13 protein-coding genes are annotated in these 19,139 nt (G+C 65.1%); 9 read left to right on the forward strand and 4 right to left on the reverse strand.

From position 1 onward, the window contains the following. Position 1: 1 nt before the first annotated feature. Positions 2–1,150, reverse strand: coding sequence for an aldose epimerase family protein (locus tag HH800_RS17650; RefSeq protein WP_169861880.1), 1,149 nt, complete (start codon positions 1,148–1,150; stop codon positions 2–4). Positions 1,151–1,275: 125 nt separating this feature from the next. Between HH800_RS17650 and HH800_RS17655 the strand changes: the two genes are divergently transcribed. Next, positions 1,276–2,580 (forward strand): sugar MFS transporter, encoded by a 1,305-nt coding sequence (locus HH800_RS17655; protein ID WP_004208494.1) that lies wholly within the window; start codon positions 1,276–1,278, stop codon positions 2,578–2,580. 226 nt (positions 2,581–2,806) lie between these two features. Here HH800_RS17655 and HH800_RS17660 read toward each other — a convergent pair whose 3' ends face one another. Beyond that, positions 2,807–3,574 (reverse strand): FadR/GntR family transcriptional regulator, encoded by a 768-nt coding sequence (locus HH800_RS17660; protein ID WP_010338088.1) that lies wholly within the window; start codon positions 3,572–3,574, stop codon positions 2,807–2,809. Between the two features lie 231 nt (positions 3,575–3,805). Between HH800_RS17660 and araD1 the strand changes: the two genes are divergently transcribed. The 8 genes from araD1 to HH800_RS17700 all read left to right on the forward strand — a co-directional run bounded on the left by araD1 (position 3,806) and on the right by HH800_RS17700 (position 17,275). Beyond that, entirely contained in the window at positions 3,806–4,798 is a 993-nt protein-coding gene (araD1, locus tag HH800_RS17665) for an AraD1 family protein (RefSeq protein WP_169861881.1), read from the forward strand. A 4-nt stretch (positions 4,799–4,802) separates the two neighbouring features. After that, entirely contained in the window at positions 4,803–5,729 is a 927-nt protein-coding gene (locus HH800_RS17670) for a Gfo/Idh/MocA family protein (protein ID WP_169861882.1), read from the forward strand. 19 nt (positions 5,730–5,748) lie between these two features. Further along, positions 5,749–7,314: an alpha-N-arabinofuranosidase gene (locus HH800_RS17675; RefSeq protein ID WP_169861883.1), complete on the forward strand. Its 1,566-nt coding sequence runs from the start codon at positions 5,749–5,751 to the stop codon at positions 7,312–7,314. An 82-nt stretch (positions 7,315–7,396) separates the two neighbouring features. Beyond that, positions 7,397–8,425: an arabinan endo-1,5-alpha-L-arabinosidase gene (locus tag HH800_RS17680; RefSeq protein WP_169861884.1), complete on the forward strand. Its 1,029-nt coding sequence runs from the start codon at positions 7,397–7,399 to the stop codon at positions 8,423–8,425. 52 nt (positions 8,426–8,477) lie between these two features. Continuing rightward, on the forward strand, positions 8,478–9,923 hold the full coding sequence (locus HH800_RS17685) for a glycoside hydrolase family 43 protein (RefSeq protein ID WP_169861885.1): 1,446 nt from the start codon (positions 8,478–8,480) through the stop codon (positions 9,921–9,923). A 259-nt stretch (positions 9,924–10,182) separates the two neighbouring features. Further along, positions 10,183–12,987 (forward strand): TonB-dependent receptor, encoded by a 2,805-nt coding sequence (locus HH800_RS17690; protein ID WP_169861886.1) that lies wholly within the window; start codon positions 10,183–10,185, stop codon positions 12,985–12,987. A gap of 130 nt (positions 12,988–13,117) precedes the next feature. Beyond that, positions 13,118–15,133, forward strand: coding sequence for an MGH1-like glycoside hydrolase domain-containing protein (locus HH800_RS17695; RefSeq protein WP_235681913.1), 2,016 nt, complete (start codon positions 13,118–13,120; stop codon positions 15,131–15,133). Positions 15,134–15,250: 117 nt separating this feature from the next. Then, entirely contained in the window at positions 15,251–17,275 is a 2,025-nt protein-coding gene (locus HH800_RS17700; protein WP_169861888.1) for a trifolitoxin synthesis, TfuA, read from the forward strand. Here the strand turns inward: HH800_RS17700 and HH800_RS17705 are convergent. Further along, complete coding sequence (locus HH800_RS17705; protein ID WP_169861889.1) at positions 17,262–17,954, reverse strand: TfuA-like protein; 693 nt, start codon at positions 17,952–17,954, stop codon at positions 17,262–17,264. The two genes, HH800_RS17700 and HH800_RS17705, sit on opposite strands and share 14 nt — an antisense overlap. After that, positions 17,951–19,129, reverse strand: a complete 1,179-nt coding sequence (locus HH800_RS17710) for a YcaO-like family protein (RefSeq protein ID WP_169861890.1) — start codon at positions 19,127–19,129, stop codon at positions 17,951–17,953. Before HH800_RS17710 ends, HH800_RS17705 begins: the two co-directional genes overlap by 4 nt. Positions 19,130–19,139 lie beyond the last annotated feature (10 nt).

The following is a 19,139-nucleotide window of genomic DNA, read 5'->3' on the forward strand; positions in this document are numbered from 1 at the left end:
GTCAGCGCTTCACCGACAGGCGATAGACCATCTGATGATGATAGGGCTTGCCCGGATCGACCCGCGCCGAAACGAAGCTCGGCTGGTTGGGCGAGTCGGGGAACTTCTGCGGCTCCAGCGCGATGCCGTCACCCATGCGATACACATGCTGGTTCTTGCCGATGAAGGTGCCGTCCAGGAAATTGCCGGTATAGAATTGCACGCCCGGTTCCGTGGTCAGCACTTCGAGGACGCGGCCCGATGCCGGATCTTCCAGACGCGCGGCCAGGCCCGGTGCCTTGGTCAGTCCCTTGTCGAGCGCGAAATTATGGTCATAGCCACGGCCTGCGATGATCTGCGCATCATGGCCGTCGCGGATGCCGTCAGCGACGCGGCGGCCATTGCGGAAGTCGAACACGCCGCCGTCCACCGGCTTCAGTTCGCCGGTCGGGATCAGATTGGCATCGACCGGGGTATAGGCCTTGGCCGGAATCGTCAGCACATGGCCCAGCGCGCCGTCGGTCGAGCCTTCGCCGCCCAGGTCGAAGATCGCATGGTTGGTCATGTTGACGATGGTCGGCTTGTCGGTCTTCGCGTCGAACGCGATGCCCAGATTGCCGCTCTCGTCCAGCGTATAGGTGACGGTGACGTCCAGCTTGCCGGGATAGCCCGAATCGCCATCGGGGCTGACCAGCGACAGCACCAGCGTCGCGACCGGCCCGCTCTTGACCGACACGACCTTCCACACCTGCTTGTCGAAGCCCTTGCCGCCGCCATGCAGCGAATTGACCTTGTCGTTGAGCGGCAGCTGATAGGCCTTGCCATCAAGGCTGAACTTGCCGCCGGCGATGCGGTTGGCATAGCGGCCCACGGTCACGCCGAAGAAGTTGGGATGGTCGACATAGCCGCCCAGATCGTCATAGCCCAGCAGCACGTCGGCGCTCTTGCCGTCCTTGTCCGGGCCGGACAGCGACTGGAGCGTCGCGCCATAGCTCAGGATCTTGGCCGACACGCCATGGCTGTTGCTCAGCGTGATCGTCTCGATCGCGGTGCCGTCGGCCAGCTTGCCGGCCGGGGCGCGGCTGGCATCCGCCGCCATCGCCGTGCCGCTTGCGAGCGACAGGGCCAGTGCGTATGACAGCGCTGTTTTCAAATCGACGACCTTTCGCATGGACTTCCTCTCGTGAAACCTACGCCCATTGACGGGCGGTTACGGGGGATATACTCCGACAAAATAAGCGGACGCAACCCTAGATCGGTCTCGTCAGCTAGTGGAACTGCACTGGAGAAGGATGAATGGCAGGACCGATTTCCTCAGGCGCTGCGCCGGTCGCAACGCATAACCCCGGCACGCGTTATGGGCCCGCGCTCGCGCTGCTGGCCAGCCTCTTCTTCATGTGGGGCTTCATCACCGTCATCAACAACACGCTGCTGCCGCATCTGCGCAGCGTGTTCGAGCTGAGCTATACCCAGACGACCTTGATCGAATCGGTCTGGTTCATCGCCTATTTCGTCGCCTCGATTCCCTCGGCCAAGCTGATCGAACGGGTCGGCTATCAGAAGTCGCTGGTGATCGGCCTGCTGATCATGGCCGCCGGCGCGCTGGGTATGACGGTCGCCGCATCCATCCCCTCCTATGGCGTGACCCTGGTCATGCTGTTCGTGATCGCCAGCGGCATCACCCTGCTGCAGGTCGCCGCCAACCCCTATGTCGCGGTCGTCGGCAAGCCGGAAACCGCCTCGTCGCGCCTTAACCTGGTGCAGGCGATGAACTCGGCCGGCACGATGCTGGCCCCGATGTTCGGCGCCTATCTGATCCTCGGCCGGTCGAAGGCCGGCACGGCGCAGGGCGAAGTCGTCCTGACCCAGGCCGAACGCCTGGCCGACGCCCAGTCGGTGATCCTGCCCTATGTGCTGGTCGCGATCGTGCTGGTGGTGCTGGCCTTCGTCATCGCCCGCTTCCCCCTGCCCGCCATGGGCAGCGCGACCTCGCGCCTCGCCAAGGAAGAGCGCAAGAAGCATTCGCTCTGGTCGCACCGCAACCTGGTGTTCGGCATCCCGGCGATCTTCATCTATCTGATCGCGGAAATCGGCGTCGCCAACCTGTTCGTCAATTTCGTCAGCCAGCCCACCATCGCCAACCTGACCCATGAACAGGCCGGCAATTATCTGTCGCTCCTGTGGGGCGGCATGATGGTCGGCCGCTTCGCCGGCTCGGCGATCATGCAGAAGTTCGACGCGGGCCATGTCCTCGCCGCCTTCTCGGTCGGTGCCTTCATCGTGATGATGGTCACCGTCTTCACCACCGGCCCGGTCGCCATGTGGTCGCTGATCCTGGTCGGCCTGTTCCACTCGATCATGTTCCCGACCATCTTCACCCTCGGCATCAAGGGCCTTGGCCCGCTGACCGAAGAAGGTTCGGGCCTGCTGGTGATGGCGATTGCCGGTGGCGCACTGGTCGTGGTGCAGGGCTGGATGGCCGACCATTATGGCCTGCAGACCAGCTTCCTGCTGACCGCCGCCTGCGAACTCTATGTCCTCTTCTACGCCCTGTGGGGATCGAAGACGACGCAGGCGCTGCCAGAGCCGGAACTGCACTAAGCGTCAGGCTTGGACCCAAACAGAAAAGGCCGGGGTGGATCGCCACCCCGGCCTTTTTCTTTAGGTTGTTTTGTTAGCTACCGCACCGGCCCGCACCCCCACCCGGCCACCCAGACATGGTATCCTGATGGGAGGCCGGGTGGGGTTCAAACGAGTCACGCGCCTCGTTTGAAGGCTGGTACCGCTCTTAAAAATGCGCTCTTCCGCGCATTTTTCGTCAGACGCCTCAGCGCCCCATCGTGCTCGCCGTGTCCTCCAGCGCCAGGTCGACCAGCACGCCCATCGCCTCAGCCGCCGCGACCGGATCGCCGGCCGCGATCGCATCATAGACGCGGACATGGTCGGGAATCGGGTTGCGCGGCAGGGCACGGGCGCGCTGCTTGAACTGGGTGGTCCAGTTGACCGCAGCGCCGATACTGGCAGTCAGCGTCAGCAAGGCATCATTGCGCGTCGCGTTCAGGATCGCATTGTGGAAATCGCGGTCGGCCGCGCGCCCTGCCTCGGTCGCCAGCGTATGGCGGCGCATCGCGGTCAGCGCATCCTTCATGATGCGCAGATCCTCCTTGTCGCGCCGCATCGCCGCCAGCCGCGCCGCTGCCGGCTCGACGATGGCACGCAGCTCGAACAGGTCGCGCACGAACTGGATGTCGGGTTCGCCGGCAAAGGCCCAGGCCAGCACTTCGGGGTCCAGCAGGTTCCAGCGGTTGCGCGGCAGCACGCGGGTGCCCGCCTTAGGCCGGCTTTCCACCAGCCCCTTGGCGGTCAGCACCTGGATCGCCTCGCGATAGGCGCTGCGCGATACTTCCAGTTCCTCGGCAAAGGCGACTTCGCCCGACAGCGTGTCGCCGGGCTGATATTGGCCGGACAAGATCGCCATGCCCAGCTTGTGCGCGATCGCGCCATGCAGCCGGCGGCCGGGGCCGCGCGTCGGCTTGGCCGCCCCTCCGCCATTGTCCGCCCCTGCCCCATTTCCGGGCGGCTTCCCCTGTTCCATTCACGCTCCTCTCGGCCTGCCCCTCATCAGGCATGGCTCTTCTTAAAAGACAATCATTGCCATTACCATCTTCCTGTAATATGTCGGAGTAATTAAGGGATGGAAAGGGAAAAGGCGGCCACCATTCGGCTGATTGCCCGACCTTTCCAGGCAGCGCGCCAGCTTGGCGCAAAGCGGGATTGTCTAGCCAATACCAGCGCCACGGATCGGCGCGCGGGAGGAGAGTTTTTCATGACATTGCGTCTGTTGCAGCACCGCGCCGAAAACGGCGTCCGGTCCGTGATCGCGGCCGAAGGTGACACCGCCCATTTCGTTCCCGGTTTCGACAGCATCCGCGCGCTCGCGCTGCATGCCATCGACCGCAAGATCAGCCTGGCCGAAGCGGTCGCCGCCGCGGGCAAGGGTGATGCTGTCAACATCGGTGTCGCTTTCGAGGCCGGCGAACTGCTCGCCCCGATCGACCATGAGGATGGCGCCCATATCCAGCTGACCGGCACCGGCCTCACCCATCTCGGCTCGGCCGAGGGTCGCGACAAGATGCACCGCGAGGCGGCCGCCGTCGAAAAGCAGACCGATTCGATGCGCATGTTCCTGGAAGGGCTGGAGGGCGGCAAGCCCGCCGCCGGCCAGACCGGCCAGCAGCCCGAATGGTTCTACAAGGGTGACGGCTCGCAGCTCGTCGGCCCGACCGATCCGCTGACCATGCCCGCCTTTGCCAAGGATGGCGGCGAGGAACCGGAAATCGCCGGCATCTACATCATCGGCCCCGACGGCATGCCCTATCGCCTCGGCATCGCGCTCGCCAACGAGTTCAGCGACCATGTGACCGAGCGCCACAATTATCTGTGGCTCGCCCACTCCAAGCTCCGCCAGGCTTCGCTTGGCCCGGAACTGCTGGTCGGCACCCCGCCCGAGCATATCGAGGGCACCAGCCGCATCCTGCGCGACGGCCAGACCATCTGGGAAAAGCCGTTCCTGTCGGGCGAAGGCAATATGTCGCACAGCTTCGCCAATCTGGAACATCATCATTTCAAATATGACCTGTTCCGCCGCCCCGGCGACGTCCATGTCCATTTCTTCGGCACCGCCACCCTGTCCTTCAGCGACGGCGTGCAGACGCAGGAAGGCGACGTGTTCGAAATCATCGCCGCGCCGTTCACCCTGCCGGTGCGCAATGCGCTCAAGCGCGCCGAACCTGTCGAAGTGACCGTACAGGCGCTCTGAAGCGATGGACCCGATCCGCATCGCGATCATCGGCATCGGCAAGATTGCACGCGACCAGCATGTTCCCGCCATCCGTGAGAACAGCGCGTTCAGTCTTGCCGCGACGGTCAGCCCGCATGATGCCGGGCTGGACGGCGTGCCGCACCATGCCAGCCTGGACGAATTGCTGGAACAGGGCCCGGCCGTCGATGCGGTCGCGCTCTGCACCCCGCCCCAGGTCCGTTACGACCTGGCGGCGCAGGCCCTGGCCAAGGGCATCCATGTCTTCCTGGAAAAGCCGCCCGGCGCGACCCTGGCCGAAGTGGCCGCGCTCAGCGCCCGTGCCGACAAGGTCGGGGCCAGCCTGTTCGCGGCCTGGCATTCGCGCTTTGCCGCCGGCGTCGCTCCGGCCCGCGCCTGGCTCGCCGAACGGCGGATCGACAAGGTTTCGATCATCTGGCGTGAGGATGTCCGCGTCTGGCATCCGGGCCAGGCCTGGATCTGGCAGCCCGGCGGCTTGGGCGTGTTCGATCCCGGCATCAACGCCCTGTCGATCGCCACCCATATCCTGCCGCGCCCCTTCTTCCTGAAGGACGCGACCCTGGTGCTGCCGGAAAACCGCGCAGCGCCGATCGCCGCCGACATGCTGTTCCGCGACACCGCCGGCGCCGAAATCCACATGGATCTCGACTGGCGCCAGACCGGCCCGCAAAGCTGGGACATCATCGTCGAGACAGATGCCGGCCCCTTGAAGCTCAGCCATGGCGGCGCCGTGCTGTCGCTGCCCAGCGGCACCGAGCATGGCGAGGACATCGAATATGCTGGCCTCTACAGCCGCTTCGCCACATTGATCCGCGGCGGCCGCAGCGATGTCGACACCGACCCGCTGCGCCTGGTCGCCGACGCCTTCCTGCGCGGCAAGCGGGAAACCACCGACGCATTTCACGACTGACATTCGAGAGGAGAGAGGAATGTTGAAAGCCCTGCGCCGTACCACGGCCGCGCTGCTGCTGTGCGCCACCGCGCTCGCCCCGGCCGCGCACGCCCAGACCGGCGGCAAGCCGACCACGGCGACGATCCACGCCGACCAGCCCGGCGCCGTCTATGACAAGCGCGTCTTCACCCAGTTTGCCGAGCATCTGGGCAATGGCATCTATGGCGGCCTGTGGGTCGGCAACGACAAGTCCATCCCCAACACCAACGGTTTCCGCAACGACGTCGTCGCCGCACTGCGCAACCTGGCGGTGCCGGTGATCCGCTGGCCCGGCGGCTGCTTCGCCGACGAATATCACTGGCGTGAAGGCATCGGCCCGAAGAAGGACCGCCCGGTCAAGGTCAACACCCATTGGGGCGGCGTGACCGAACCGAACACCGTCGGCACGCACGAATTTTTCGAGCTGCTGCGCCAGGTCGGCGCCGAAGCCTATATCGCCGGCAATGTCGGCAATGGCACGCCGCAGGAAATGGCCGAATGGGTCGAATATATGACCGCGCCCGCCGGCAGCCTTGCCGAACTGCGCGCCAAGAACGGCCATAAGGAACCCTGGGCCGTTCCCTATTTCGGCATCGGCAACGAGCTGTGGGGTTGCGGTGGCAACATGCGCCCCGAATTCGCCGCCGACGAAACCCGTCGCTACGCCACCTTCGTCAAGGCGCCTGCCGGCACCAAGATCATGAAGGTCGCCGCCGGCGCCAATGTCGACGACTATAACTGGACCGAAACCATGATGCGCGTCGCGGGCGACAAGCTCGATGGCGTCTCGCTCCATTATTATGTCCATCCCGCCGGTGGCTGGCCGCCGCGCGCCCCCGCCGTCGACTTCGACGAAAATGGCTGGGCCGATGCGCTCAACGGCGCGATGCACATGGACGAGCTGATCACCAAGCACAGCGCGATCATGGACAAATATGATCCCAAGAAGCGCGTCTTCCTGGCGGTCGACGAATGGGGCAGCTGGTATGCCCAGGATCCGGGCACGCATCCCGGCTTCCTGCGCCAGCAGAACACGCTGCGCGACGCGCTGATCGCCTCGATCCATCTCGACATCTTCGCCAAGCATGCCGACCGCGTCCGCATGACCGCGATCGCGCAGATGGTGAACGTGCTGCAGGCGATGATCCTGACCGACGGCAAGAAGATGGTGCTGACGCCCACCTATCATGTCTTCGAGATGTACAAGCCCTGGCAGGACGCCACCGTGCTGCCGATCGACATCCAGACGCCCTGGTATGCGAAGGATCAGTACACGATGCCGGCGGTCAGCGGCTCGGCGGTCAAGGGCAAGGACGGCAAGGTCCATGTCGGCCTGTCGAACCTCGACCCGAACCAGACCAACACCGTCACCGTGAAGCTCGATGGCCTGAGCGCCAGCAGCGTCACCGGTCGTATCCTGACGGCGTCGGCGATCAATTCGCACAACAGTTTCGACGCGCCCGAAACCGTCAAACCCGTCGCCTTCACCGGCGCACAGGTCAGCGGCGGCACGCTGACCGTCGCGCTGCCGCCCAAGTCGGTGGTCGTGCTCGAACTGCAATAAGGCTTTTCGCCAACTGGGTGGGCGGCTCCTCGGGGCTGCCCGCCCATTTTTCGTTTCCGATAATTTGGGGAGAGGCCGGCAGATGCGGCAGACCATCATCACCTTGGCAAGCCTCGCCCTGCTGGCCGGCAGTGCGATCGCGCAGGCACCGACCGAGCAGCCCGCGACCACGCTCAACGATCGCCTGACCGGCGACCTCGTCCCCACCCATGATCCGGTCATCATCCGCGAAGGCAGCACCTATCATGTCTTCAGCACCGGCCATGGCGACCGGCTGATCGAGACGCGAACCTCGCCCGACCTTGTCCACTGGACCGCCGGCGAGCCTGTCTTCACCGCCCTGCCCGACTGGGCCAAGCAGGCAATCCCCGGCAGCAACGGCATGTGGGCGCCCGACATTTCCTATGTGAACGGCCGCTATCGCCTCTATTATTCGGTTTCGACCTTCGGTTCGAACCGCTCGGCCATCGGCCTTGCCACCAGCCCGACACTGGACCCCAAGGCGAAGAATTTCGGCTGGCGCGACGAGGGGCTGGTCGTCATGTCGACCAGGGAGGATGATTATAACGCCATCGATCCCAATTTCATCATCGACCGCAATGGTCGCCACTGGCTGAGCCTCGGCAGCTTCTGGACCGGCATCAAGCTGTTCGAGCTGGATCCCAGGACCGGCAAGCCCAAGGATCCCAAGGCCAAGCCCTATTCGATCGCACGTCGCCCCGCCCCCGCCGGCGGCCCGGCGCCGGTGGAAGCGCCCTTCATCGTCGACCATGGCGGCTATTATTGGCTGATGGTCAGCTATGACTATTGCTGCAAGGGCGTGAACAGCACTTATTACACCGTGATCGGCCGTTCGAAGGCGATCACTGGCCCCTATCTGGGCAAGGACGGCAGCCCACTGATGGAAGGCGGCGGCAGCATCTTCCTGCGCGCCGACCTGCAGGAACAGCAGCGTTTCCGCGGCCCCGGCCATGCCGGCTGGCTGCATGATCGCGATGGCAAGGACTATGTCGTCTACCATGCCTATGACAAACAGGCGAACGGCGCCCCCACCTTGCGCATTGCGCCGGTGCGCTGGGGGGCTGACGGCTGGCCCGTTGCCGATTATTGATCCAATTGTCTGACTATCGCCGCGTCCCGCCGCGGCATCAGGAGAGAGAAGAATGAATTTCGCCCTGTCCCGTCGTCTGTCCCGCCGTGGCTTCCTCGCCAGCACTGCCGCCTTGTCGGCCGCGCCGATCGCCGCCCGCGCCGGTGCCGCCGCTCCGGCAGTTGCGGCCCCGGTGCCGGTCAATCCGCTGGTCAAGCAGCGCGCCGACGCGCAGGTCTTCCTGCACGATGACGGCTATTATTACATGACCGGATCGGTGCCCGAATATGACCGTCTGGTGCTGCGCCGCTCCAAGACGCTGGCCGGCCTTGCCACCGCCGAGGAGGCGGTGCTGTGGCGCCATGAGGCAAGCGGCCCGCGCTCCGGCTTCATCTGGGCGCCCGAACTCCACCAGATCGACGGCAAATGGTATATGTATTTCGCTGCCGGCCCGAGCGGCGGTGGCGACGACGTGTTCCGCATCCGCACCTATGCCGTGGTGTGCGACGGCGCCGATCCGATGACCGGCAAATGGAGCGTACTGGGCGAATTCCAGGCCCCCTGGGACAGTTTCAACCTCGATTCCACCAGCTTCGTCCACAAGGGCGTGCGCTATTTTGCCTGGGCCCAAAAGGAACCGGGCATCAACACCAACAGCAACCTTTACATCGCCAAGCTGGAATCGCCACTGAAGCTGGCCGGCAAGGCGACCCGCCTGACGGTGCCGACCCTCGACTGGGAAGTGCGCGGTTACAAGGTGGCCGAAGCCCCCGCCGTCCTGCATCGCAATGGCCGCCTGTTCATGACCTATTCGGCCAGCGCCACCGACGCGCGCTATTGCCTGGGCATGCTGACCGCGGACGAGAATGCCGACCTGCTTGATCCCAAGAGCTGGACCAAGTCACCCCAGCCGGTGTTCAAGACCTGCACCGAAACCAGCGTCTATGGCCCCGGCCACAACAGCTTCACCGTGGACGAGAAGGGCCGCGACATCCTCGTCTATCATGGTCGCGACTATGAGGCGATCCAGGGCGACCCGCTGTTCAACCCGGACCGCCATACCCGCGTCCAGCGCCTCTATTTCCAGGCCGACGGCACCCCGGACTTCGGCGTGCCCGTGGGCAATGGCGCCATGCCCGAACGGTTCGTCTCGGCTGCCGATCCCAAGGCGCTGCTGGCCCATCAGGGCACGGAGCTGATCGCGGGCAATCCCGCGCTCGCCCAGACCCAGTTCCGCCAATCGCCCGGCCGCGCCGGCGCCAAGAGCGTGATGCTCTCCCCCATCCTGCTGCCCGACCATTATCTGGTCGCGGCGAAGGACGGCACGGTCAGCCTGATGAAGGATGATCGCAGTGCCGATTTCGCGCTGCGCAGCCAGTTCGTCCGGTTCGAGGATGCGGCCCAGGGAACGGTCCGCTTCGCGACCATCGCCGTCGCCGGCAAGCATCTCGCCGCGATCGACGGCCGCATCGGCCTTGCGCGCAGCAAGGATCCGCGCACGCAATGGTACGCCGACTGACCGCGACTCGCCGAGTCTGACAAATAGGGCCATGGGCTCGCGCCGCCAAAAGCCGCGCAAGCCCATGGCCTTTCGGCCTTTTATGGCCTGAAACACCCGAAAAACCGGGCCAGAATCGCTGCGGCAAATTTGCAACATGGGTGCCACGTAGCGCAACCCCGACCCAATATTTCACTTGCGCTTCTCAGCATGTGGAAATAATTAGTCCGAGTAATTCGTGGGCATGGCAACGGGCCAGCCCCTTGGGGAGGACTTGAAAATGGCTATCCGGCCGATCGCACTCTGTTCTGCGTCGCTTGTCGCGCTGACCCTGTCGGGCGCCGCCTTCGCGCAGACCGACGCCGCTCCGCAGACCATCGCGCAGGACGCGCCGGCAGATGAATCCGCCGACATCGTCGTCACCGGCGTGCGCGCATCGATCGTCGGTGCCCTGAACGTCCGCAAGAACTCGACCCAGATCGTCGACTCGATCGTCTCGGAAGATGTCGGCAAGTTGCCGGACAATAACGTCATTGAAGCGCTGCAGCGCGTGACCGGCATCCAGGTCACCAACCGCGCCGGCGGCGAAGCGGCCGGCATCTCGATCCGTGGCCTGCCCGACGCGCTGACCACCCTCAACGGTCGCAACATCTTCACCGCCGCCGGCCAGTCCTTCTCGCTGCAGGATATCTCCGCCAACCTCGTCAACCGCGTCGACGTCTACAAGACCCGCTCGGCTGACCAGATCGAAACCGGCCTTGCCGGCCAGGTCGACGTCCAGACCCGTCGCCCGTTCGATTTCGACGGCTTCGCCATTTCGGGCCTGGCCCGCGGCATCTATAATGAGCAGGCCGACACCTATAATCCGAACGTCGCACTGCTGGTCAGCGATCGCTGGGAAACCGGCATCGGCGACATCGGCATTCTGGTGAACGGCAGCTACACCCGCACCAAATATCGCGACCAGACCGTCACGGCCGGCGCGCTGGTGCCGTTCGCCGCCGAAGCCGGCAACGGCTTCTCGCGTCTGGAACGCATCTTCCCCGGCCCGGACAATGTGAACTGGCAGCCCGGCCTAGACCGCGGTCTGCCCACCGCCACCGGCTCGACGCTCGACATCAACGGCGCGCAGGTTCCCTATCTCCTGTCGCGCGACGCCGTGTTCAGCTCTGACCTCTATGGCAAGCGCGAGCGCCCGTCCTTCAACGTCGCCCTGCAGTGGGCACCGAACAGCAGCTCGGTCTACACCGCTGAAGTCTTCTATGCCGGCTATCGCGGCGAAACCTTCAACAGCCTGCAGTTCAGCTTCGTCGACTGGTGGGGCAACCCCGGCACGGTCGAAACCTATGAAGGCACCAACATCGTCAAGTCGCGCACCGGCGTGGCCGACGTCTATGGCTTCAACAGCGGCGACTTCAACAAGTCGAAGACCGACAGCTTCGTCTATGCCCTAAACGGCAAGTGGGATCTGGGCGATCGCGGCAAGATCGTCGGCGACCTCGCCTACCAGACCAGCAAGGTAAAATCGTCCTTCATCGCGATGCGCACCGACCGCGTCGCCAGCTCGATCGACGTCGATTTCAACGCCGGTGGTGGCATCCCGTCCTACCACTTCAGCGACGACAGCCTGCTGAACGATCCCAGCATCTGGAACGTCGTGCAGATGTACGACAATGCCAATCGCGACAAGGGCAGCGCCATCACCGGCACGCTCGATGGCTATTACACCTGGGACGAAGGCTTCATCCGCCAGCTGAAGGCCGGCATTCGCATCGACCAGCGCAAGGCATCGAACGCCGTGCGCACTCAGGATCGTGGCGCACCGCTGGTGGCGACCACCCTGGCCGGCCTGGGCGAAGGCGCCGCCTTCACCAACAAGGACTTCTACCAGGGCCGCGCCGACGTGCCGTCCAGCTGGACGCTGGCCAACGGTTATTGGCTGCATGACAATGCGGATCTGGTGCGTGGCCTCTATGGCCTGCCGACCTCCGACCAGCTGTCGCTGCAGAAGACCTTCGACATCGATGAAAGCACCATCGCCATGTATGTGCAGGCCGATGGCGAGGTCTCGATCTTCGGCCGTCCGCTCAAGCTGCAGGCAGGCGTCCGCTACGTGACGGTCGATACCGACTACAACTTCTTCGACCGCTATAATGGTGGCGCCCATACCGGCGTTTCGTCGGGTTCGGACAAGTGGCTGCCCAGCTTCACCGCCCGCTACGAAATCTTCGACAATCTGCGCCTGCGCTTCAACTATGGCGAAACGCTGCGTCGTCCCAACTTCGGCGATATCAATCCGAACTATAACCTGACCGGTGACCTCACCAATGTCGGCTATGGCAGCGGCAGCGCCGGCACGGCCAATCTGGCGCCGACCCATTCGAAGAATTTCGACGTGGCGCTGGAATGGTATTTCGAACGCAACAGCGCGATCACGCTGACGGGCTTCCGCCGCGAGATCAGCGGCCTGGTCGTTCCGCTGACGGTCATGGAATATATCCCGAACAACGGCATCGAAGCCGGCGCGACGGACTATTTCGCCATCACCCGCCCGGTCAATGCGTCGGACGGCGTGCTCAAGGGGCTGGAACTGGGCCTGACTTACTTCCCCAGCTATCTGCCGGGTCCGCTCAAGGGTCTGGGCTTCGTGGGCAGCGTCACGGTCCTCGACTCCAAGCAGAATATTCCGCTCACCAATTCGGCCGGCGAAGTGACCGGTCAAGCAAGCTCGTCCTTCTTCGGCGTGTCTGACCTCAGCTACAACGCCACCCTGGCCTATGATAATGGCCCGATCGGCGCGCGCCTGTCCTATATCTGGCGCAAGGAATTCCTCGCCAACAACGAGGCACGCCTGTTCGCCAACCCGATCGGCGTGTGGCGCAACCCCGAGGAAAGCCTGGACCTCCAGCTCACCTGGAACGTCAATGATCGCCTGGGTGTGACCTTCGACGCGGTGAACCTCACCAAGTCGAAGCAGCAGACCTACTATAAGTTCGAAGATGTCGGCGGCCCGGATCAGTTCAACCTGGGCACCACCCTGTTGTCGCGCACCTTCGCGCTGGGTGTCCGCTACACCTTCAAATAAGTGCCCGATGGGGCGCGGCGTCTCCTCGCTGCGCCCCATTTTCATGGCGGTCGTTCCGGGAACCCTCTCCAACTCCCCGGAACGGCCGCCATATTTGTTTCAGGATACAGGGAGACGGACGATGCACGCGATGAGGATGCTTCTGCTGGCAGGGGCTGCCATGATCGGCATGGGTGCCGCCTCTCCCCGCTTCGTCGGCCTCGATACCCATGCCATCGCGGTGCAGCGCTTCGGCAATGACGCGCCCTGGTATCAGGATCGCATCCCCTTCTTCGAATCCGCCGACCCGAAGATCGACGCCGTCTATTATTATCGCTGGCAGCTCTATCGTGGGCATCAGCGCGACCTGGGCGAAGAAGGGTATATCACCACCGAATTTTTCGACGATGTCGACTGGCAGCGCCATCCCTATGCCAGCCTCAACGACGCGACCGGTTTTCACCTGGCCGAAGGGCGCTGGCTGAACGACCGGCGCTTTGCCGACGATTATATCCGCTTCATGTATCGCGGCGGCAATGACCGCCACTTCACCGACTATATGGCGGACTCGGTCTGGGGCCGGTACCTGATCGACGGCGACAAGGCGGGCGTGCTCGAACATCTGCCGGTGATGCGCCACATCTACCGCCTGTGGGACGAGAAGTTCGACTTCGACAAGGGGCTCTATTTCGTCGAGCCGCTGCTCGACGCGACCGAATATACCGTCTCCTCGATCGACGCCTCGGGCGGCAAGGACGGCTTCCGCGGCGGCGACGCCTTCCGCCCATCGGTCAACAGCTACATGTATGCCAATGCCCGCGCGCTGGCGAAGATGGCGACCATGGCCGGCGACAGCGAAATGGCGCAGGAATATGAGGCGCGGGCACAGGCGCTGAAGGACCATGTCCTCGCCGACCTGTGGAGCGAAAAGCTCGGCCATTTCATCGACCGGCATCAGAGCCGCAAGAACCCGCACGTCCAATATTGGGATCCGATCCGCAATCGCGAGCTGGTCGGCTACCTCCCCTGGATGTTCGATCTGGTCCCGGACGACGCCAAATATGCCGGCGCCTGGGCGCATCTGCTCGACCCCGCCTCGCTCGCCGGCAAGGCGGGCATGCGCACGGTCGAAGCGAATTACGAATATCATATGCGGCAATATCGCTATCTGGGCGACGCGCCCGAATGCCAGTGGAACGGCCCGATCTGGCCCTATCAGACGACCCAGGTGCTGATCGCCATGGCCAATCTGCTCGATCATCATGCCCAGCAGGGCCCTGTGACCCGCAGCGACTATATGCGCCTGCTGCGCCAATATACCGCGCTCCATTATCAGGGCGACCGGCTCGACCTGGAAGAGGATTATCATCCCGAAACCGGCAAGCCGATCGTCGGCCTCGATCGCAGCCATCATTATTTCCATTCGGGCTATAATGACCTGATCCTGGGTGGTCTGGTCGGCATCCGTCCGCGCGCCGACGATGTGCTGGAGGTGAACCCGCTGCTGCCCGATGCCGGCGATCCGCAGGCGCTGGCCTGGTTCCGCGCGCAGGACATACCCTATCATGGCCATCGCATCGCCGTGACCTGGGACGCGGACGGCAACCATTATGGCCGGGGCAAGGGGCTTTCGGTCGAGATCGATGGCAAGGAAGTCGCCCGGCGCGAAACATTGGGCCGGATCGAGCTGCCGGTGGCGCGCGTCGCCAATGCGCCCGTCGCCCGGCCGATCAACCGCGCCGTGCAACTGGTGCGCAGCCAGTTCCCGATGGGCAGCGCGTCGAGCAACAGCGACCCCGAAAATGTCCATGACGCGATCGACGGCCGCACCTGGTTCTTCCCCGAACTGCCCAATGGCTGGTCCTCCGCGCCGGGAGAAGCCAACCAATGGTATGCCATTGACCTGGGCAAACCCGTGTCCATCGGCCGCGCCGAACTCGCCTTCTTCGCCGACGGCAAGCAGTTTGCCGTACCGCAATCCTATCGCCTGCAGGCCATGGTCGATGGCCAATGGCGCGATGTCGCGACGCCCAAGGGCGCGCCGCTCGCCAACGGCGTGACCGACCTGCGCTTTACTGGCCGCGCCGCGCGCCAGTGGCGGGTGCTGATGCGCCAGCCCCAGGGCAAGGCGATCCGGCTGGCGGAGATCAAGCTGTTCGACCGCTGAATTGGCTATGGCCCTGGATCGTGACGCAGCCTAAACGGACCGTCGCCCTGTTCAGCAAGCTGTGTTAGGGCGGATCGATCGGCGGCCTGGCACTGCAGGCCGCCAGCAATAAAGGGCATGATGGTGACAGCGGCTGGCGAGCTTCGGTTTCGCTTTCGATTGCTCGGCGATTTCCGCCTGATCGACGAGGCGGACGGACGCGACCACAGCCCGCGCAGCCGCAAGGCCTGTGCCCTGCTCGCCCATCTCGCGCTGGAATCCGACCGCCGCGCCAGCCGCGACCGGCTGGTCGGCCTGTTGTGGAGCGACCGGGGCGAGGTGCAGGCGCGCGCCAGCCTGCGCCAGGCGCTGACCGACCTGCGTGCGCATCCGGCCGCCCCGCTCATCCATATCGAACGGCGTGACCTGCATCTGGCAGAGGGTGGCTTTTCCAGCGATCTCGGCGAGTTACTCGCCTGCGCCGCCGCCAACGACCTGGCCGGACTGGCCCGTATCCTGGATGGCGCGGGCAGCGCGATACTGGACGGGCTGGAGGGACTGGACCGCAGCTTCGACGACTGGCTGATGATCGAACGGCAACGCTGGCGCGAGCGCATCGTCCAGGATGTGCTGCACGCCGTCGAGCGCAATGGCCAAAACGATCTGCTCGACCTGCGCCGTGCGATCCTGACCCAGTTGCAGCGGCTCGACACCGGCGATGAACGGATCGCCCGGCTCGGCATGGCGCTTGACCAGAAGGCCGGCGACCATGTCGCGCTCCACCGCCGCTACCGCCAGTTGGAGACCGGGCTGCAACGCGATCTGGATGCCCGCGTGTCGCCCGACACCGAAAGGCTGCTGCGCGAACTGACGACGGTCGGATCGGTCATCGCCGCCGCCCCGCGCGCGACCGCCGCGCCCGCCATCGCCACAATCCCGCAGGCCAATGCCGAGCCGCCGATCCTGGTGATCGCCCCATTCAGCCTGATCGGCGATGGCGGCCCGGACGGCGCCCTGCTCACCAGCATCTGCCATGACGATCTGCAGACCGCCCTGGGCGGCATGCGCGACCTGCGCATCCTGTCGGTCGACGCGCCATCGGCCGAGCGGATGAAGGCGGCCGCGCCCGCCTCGATCGCCAGCTATGCGCTGGACGGGTCGGTCCGCGCCGACGGCGATGGCTGGCGCATCAACCTGCGCATGACCCGGATCGACAGCGGCTTCCTGGTCTGGACGCGCCAGTTGACCGTGCGCCAGGGCGAATTGCTCGCCGCGATCGACGATCTGGTCGCCCGGATCGCCGGCGCCATCCTGCCGGTGGTCGAACGCGATGTCGGCAAGCTGATGGAAGGACGCGTGCCCAGCGGGTCGGACGCCTATCCGCTCTATTTCACCGCCCGCGCCAAGATATTGGCCGCCGCCAGCCTGGTCGAGGTGCAGGAAGGGGCCGACCTGCTGGAGCGAGCGATCCTGCTGGAGCCGCGCCTGACCAATGCCTATCTGCAACTGGCGCGCCTCTACAACACCGATTTCATGCAGTTGATGGCGGGCCATGATGCTGCGCCGCTGCGCGCCCGCGCCTTCGACCTCTGCACCCGTGCGGTCGCGCTGGAACCCACCCATGGCGGCGTGCAGTCGCGCCTTGCCTGGTGCTATTTGCGCCGCGGCGACATGAAACAGGCGATGCAGGGCTTCATGACCGCGCTCAACCTGACGCCCTTTCACGCCGATGGCATCAACGAGATCGGCTTCGGCCTCGTCCATCTGGGCGAGATGAAGGAAGCGCAGCGCCTGATCGCCCGCGCCTTCGAGCTGAATCCCTTCCCGTCGGACGAATATTTTTCCGATCTCGCGGTGCTCTACGCCCTGTCTGGCGAGCATGAGGCGGCGGAAACCCAGTTCGAGATCGGCCGCAATCGATCGATCCACTATCTGGCGGTGCGGGGCGCCAATCTGGGCATGCTGGGCGGCGCAAAGCGGGCCGCGCCGGTGATCGACGAGCTGCGCCAGCGTTTCGCCAGCCTGTGGCAGGGCGACACCCCGGCCCGCGATGCCGATCTGGTCGACACCATGATCCAGTTCCTGCCGCTGCAGGGTCCGGCCGAACGCAGCCTGTTCCTGACCGGGCTGGAACAGGCCGGATTGCGCATCACGCCGCGCTGATCTCCGCGCGCAGGCTGCGCAGGAAAAAGCTTTGCGGCGGCGGCGCGACACGCGGCGCCACCACCGGTCCCGCTATCGTCCGCAGCAACAGCTCCGCATCCTTGCGCTTGAGGCTAAGCCCCTGATCGATCGGTGGCAGGTCGCGCCCGGTCGCCTGGCGGAAGGCCTCGCCGATCAGCGCCCAGCTGCGATCCCGGAAATTCATCCGCCGCGCCAGCCGCAGCAGCAGCGCACGGTCGCCTGCCGCCATCTCCACTTGCGCGATCGCATGTTCGGCATCGACCAGCGCCAGCGTCATCGCGCGATGGCCCAATTCTGCCGGCGCATGACTGACCATCACCGCATCGTCCCGCTCGATCTGCCCCGTCCCGTAAGCCTGCGCGATCGCGCCGATGCCCACCATGCCGAACGGCGCCAGTTCCGCCGCACGCAATGCGCCCAGGCTGGCCGCACCATATACGGCGATCCCCTCGGCCATCACCTGGATGATTTCCTTGTGCCAGACCGACGGCGTGGTTTCGAACAGTCCGTCGACCAAGCCAATCGCGGCCGGTCGTTCGATCGCGGCGCGCAGCATGTCGCCGCGCCGCGCCGGCCCGCGCAACGCGACACCATCGGGCAAGGCCATCGTGGAACCGCCCAGGCTCGGCCCGGCAAAGACGATCGCATGCAGGCTCATGCCGGCTCCATCGCCGCTTGCATCGTGCCTGTGCGCGATGGCCGGTCATGATCGCCAAAGGCCGGCACCAGCAGCTTCACCACATCGATGCCGAGGTCGGGCCGGGTCAGGTCATGACAGGCGACCGGCCCTGCCCCCACCCTCGCACAGCGATCGAGCAGCCAGGCCAGATCATCCTCCGCCCCGTCATGGGCTACGGAGGGCACCGCCGACCAGGGTCGGGTTGCCGGCGCGAAATCGAGCATCGCCAACAGGAAGCCCTGCCGCTGCTGCCCGGCATCGCGATAGCGCGCCGGATCGATATCGTCGCGCGCACCGGCGATCAGCGCGGCACGGGTCTGCGCCGCCTCGCAAATGGCGCGAGCGAGTGCGACGCCGGCATCGGGATGGCATCCCGCCCCCATTGCCGGCGGCAATTGCACGCTGCGGGCCGCACCGCGTTCAGTGATCGCGCAGCCGATCACCGCTGCGCCGATCGGACCGGTCATGTCCCACAAGGACAGCGACAGCCCCGCGCGCCGCACCCGTGCGATCAGGCTGCGACCCAACCGGTCGGTCACGCTATTCAGATCGATCGCACTTGCCCGGCGCGCGCGCAGCCCCTGTTCCAGCCAGCGTGCATGATCCTCGCGCTCGATCAGCTCGCACAGCGCCGAACAGCGCGCCTCGGCCGGGGTGTTGCCGGATGCCAGCCCATTGCTGTTGGGCCACAGATCGGGTTCGGCCGGCACGGTGAAATCCATCGTCACCAGCCCATGGGGTATCCGCATGGGTCGGCCGCTCAGCAGGTCGATCGCCTCGACCCAGCCGCGCGGTCGGGCCGGATCGAAGGATGCGCCCTGCTTGTCAGCCCGCGCCATCTGGCTCCAGAGCCGGGCTTCGCCGGCATCGGCACAACTGTAGCTGCTGGCGGGACAGGTTTCGGCATGATGCAGTTCGATCGCTTCCATCAGCGCGGAGACACGCGCGGCATCAGGCGTGGCGCCCTTGCCCTGCGACACGGACAGCGACAGTGACAGGGGACGGAACGCCTGGAATACGGGGATGCCGATGCGATCCAGACCGGTCACATCGGCAAGCCGCGTGACACCCAGCGCACGGGCCACAGGCGCGATCCGTGCGAGGGTGTCGGCAGGACGGCGGGAGCGATGCGCCCCGCGCCGGAACATCTTCATGGGCGCGATC

This window comes from Sphingobium yanoikuyae (assembly GCF_013001025.1).
GTDB classification, from domain to species: domain Bacteria; phylum Pseudomonadota; class Alphaproteobacteria; order Sphingomonadales; family Sphingomonadaceae; genus Sphingobium; species Sphingobium yanoikuyae_A.